This window comes from Rhodococcus sp. O3 (assembly GCF_048897285.1).
Lineage (GTDB): Bacteria > Actinomycetota > Actinomycetes > Mycobacteriales > Mycobacteriaceae > Rhodococcus.
The window spans coordinates 1-3,109 of the sequence record NZ_JBMBTE010000254.1 but is presented as its reverse complement, the minus strand read 5'-3'; the positions used below and the strand labels follow the sequence as shown (position 1 = coordinate 3,109).

3 protein-coding genes are annotated in these 3,109 nt (G+C 70.5%); all 3 read right to left on the bottom strand.

The window, feature by feature from the left end; all coding sequences use genetic code 11:
• The coding region (locus ACN675_RS28530; RefSeq protein WP_420754016.1) for a site-specific integrase at nt 1-570 on the bottom strand (570 nt) is incomplete at its 3' end.
• A gap of 4 nt (nt 571-574) precedes the next feature.
• Nucleotides 575-1,207 (bottom strand): NUDIX domain-containing protein, encoded by a 633-nt coding sequence (locus ACN675_RS28525; RefSeq protein WP_420754015.1) that lies wholly within the window; start codon nt 1,205-1,207, stop codon nt 575-577.
• A gap of 3 nt (nt 1,208-1,210) precedes the next feature.
• Nucleotides 1,211-2,944, bottom strand: a complete 1,734-nt coding sequence (locus ACN675_RS28520) for a CTP synthase (protein ID WP_420754014.1) — start codon at nt 2,942-2,944, stop codon at nt 1,211-1,213.
• Between the last annotated feature and the right edge of the window lie 165 nt (nt 2,945-3,109).

The following is a 3,109-nucleotide window of genomic DNA, read 5'->3' as shown; positions in this document are numbered from 1 at the left end:
GCCGACCGGGACCACGCGTTGCCGGCCGCCCTTGCCGCGCAGGAGCACCGAGCGGGCCTCGGTGTCGATGTCGTCGACGTCGAGGCCGACCGCTTCGGAGATGCGGGCGCCGGTCGAGTACAGCAGTTCGAGCAGCGCCCGGTCGCGCAGGCCGCGGGGCCCGTCGGATTCGGTGCCGGTCGCGTCGAGGATCGCCAGCACCTCGTCGACGGTCAGCGATTTCGGCAGTCGCCGGCCCGGCGGGGGTGGTTTCACGGCCCGCGCCACGTCGACGGGGGTGTGCCCCTCGGCAGTGGTGAACCGGTGCAGCCCGCGGACCGCGATGAGCGCGCGGGCCGCGGAGCCGGCGGCGAGGGCGGGCCGGTTCCGGTCCGGGTCGCCGCGCTGCAGCACGATCACGAAGTCGCCGATGTGGTCCTCGCGGACCTCGGTGAGGTCCCCGATGCCGCGATCGGTGAGGTACTCCTGGTAGCGGGCCAGGTCCCGGCGGTAGGAGGCGATCGTGTTCGGTGCGGCGCCGCGTTCGACGGTGAGGTGGTTCAGGTACGCGTCGATGTGGCGGGACAGCACCGGGTCAGTTCCCGAGCTCGGCGCGGGTCCGCGCGAAGGCCTGCGGCCGATCCGGCCAGGCGGTGTCCGGTGAGCGCGGCGGCAGGCCGGCGCTGCGGGTCGCGGCCAGCGCGAGGATCCCGGACACCGCGGTGGCGTTGACGATGTCCCCGCGCAGCACCATCGCCACGGCCTCGTCGACCGGGACGAAATGCAGTTCGAGGTCCGCTTCCTCGTGTTCGGGATCGGGCCGGTCGACGGGATACAGGTCGCGGGCGGCGAACACACGGACCGCCTCGTCGGTGAATCCCGGCGACAGGGCGATGTCGACGAGCAGGTCCCACCGGTGGGCGGCGAACCCGGTCTCCTCGGCCAGTTCCCGGCGGGCCGCGTCGAGCGGGGATTCGCCGGGGGCGTCGAGGAGACCGGCGGGCAGTTCCCACAGTCGGTGGCCGAGCGGATGCCGGTACTGGTGCACCAGCGCGAGCCGGTCGTGGTCGTCGACCGCGGCGACCGCGACGGCCCCGTGGTGTTCGACGACTTCCCGCTGCACGGCATGCCCGTCCGGCATCCGCACCTCGTCCACGCGCAGCGACACGATCGCGCCGGTGTAGACGCGCCGTGAGGACAGGGTCTCGAATTCGTGTCGCTGCGCCACGGACTAGTCGACCTCGGCCGCGGCCGGTTCGGTGGCCTCGGTGCGCTCGTCGCCGTGCACGTCCACCGGCAGTCGTTCGGCGGCCTTGTACCGCAGTGCCGCGGCGATCAGGCCCGAGAACAGCGGGTGCGGGCGGGTCGGCCGGCTCTTGAGTTCCGGATGTGCCTGGGTCGCAACGAAATACGGGTGCACGTCGGCGGGGTACTCGACGAACTCGACGAGCCGTCCGTCCGGGGAGGTGCCGGAGAACTGCAGACCGGACTTGGCGATGCGGTCACGGTAGGCGTTGTTGACCTCGTAGCGGTGCCGGTGCCGTTCGGAGACCTGCTCGGTGCCGTAGGTCTTCGCGACGACCGAACCCTTGGTGAGCACCGCGGGGTAGGCGCCGAGCCGCATGGTGCCGCCGAGGTCGGCCTCACCGGCGACGATCTGCTCCTGGTCGGCCATCGTGGAGATCACCGGGTGGGTGGTGTCCGGGTCGAATTCGGTGCTGGACGCGTCGGTGATGCCCACCGACCGGGCCGCCTCGATCACGACGCACTGCAGGCCCAGGCACAGGCCGAGCAGCGGGATCTTGCGGGTCCGGGCGAACCGGATCGCGCCGAGCTTGCCCTCGATGCCGCGGATGCCGAAGCCGCCGGGGATCAGCACGGCGTCGACGTCGCCGAGATGGCGTTCCGCGCCGGCCTCGGTCTCGCACTCGTCGGAGGCGACCCAGCTGATCTCGACCTTCGCGCGATGCGCGAAACCACCGGCGCGCAGCGCCTCGGTGACCGACAGGTAGGCGTCGGGCAGGTCGATGTACTTGCCGACCAGCGCCACCTTCACGGTTTCGCGGGGGTTGTGGACCCGGTCGAGCAGGTCGCCCCACACGGTCCAGTCCACGTCCCGGAACGGCAGGCCGAGCTGACGCACCACGTAGGCGTCGAGGCCCTCGCTGTGCAGCACCTTCGGGATGTCGTAGATGGACGGGGCGTCCGGGGTGGAGATGCAGCCGTCGACGTCGACGTCGCACATCAGCGCGATCTTCGCCTTGAGCGCGTCGGGCACGTCCCGGTCGCAGCGCAGGATCAGCGCGTCGGGCTGGATACCGATGTTGCGCAGCGCCGCCACCGAATGCTGCGTGGGCTTGGTCTTCAGTTCGCCGGACGGGCCCAGGTACGGCACGAGGCTCACGTGCAGGAAGAAACAGTTGTCCCGGCCGATGTCGTGACGCACCTGGCGGGCCGCCTCGAGGAACGGCTGGGATTCGATGTCGCCGACGGTGCCGCCGATCTCGGTGATCACCACGTCCGGGACGTTGCCCTCGGCGTCCGGGGCCGCCATCGCCTTGATGCGGTTCTTGATCTCGTCGGTGATGTGCGGGATCACCTGGACGGTGTCGCCGAGGTATTCGCCGCGCCGCTCCTTGGCGATGACCGTCGAGTACACCTGGCCGGTGGTGACGTTCGCGTCGGCGGACAGGTCGCGGTCGAGGAACCGCTCGTAGTGTCCGACGTCCAGGTCGGTTTCGGCGCCGTCCTCGGTGACGAAGACCTCGCCGTGCTGGAACGGGTTCATGGTGCCGGGGTCGACGTTGAGGTACGGGTCCAGCTTCTGCATGGTCACGCGCATACCGCGCGCGGTGAGCAGAGCACCCAGGCTCGATGCGGTCAGCCCCTTGCCGAGCGAGGATGCGACGCCCCCGCTGACGAAGATGTGCTTGGTAGCGGTACGCGAGTGGCGTGACTGTGGCAAAGAAGCTCCCGTGACGTCTGGTGCAGGACTTCGGACTGATGGCGGTACTGCTGGGGCCTGCGGACCCACGGAACCCCACCGTAACACCTGCCGGCGCGATACCGTGCACGACTCGCACGCATCCGTGCCGACGTCACATTCCGGGAGTCGCGGCCGGGTGGTCGC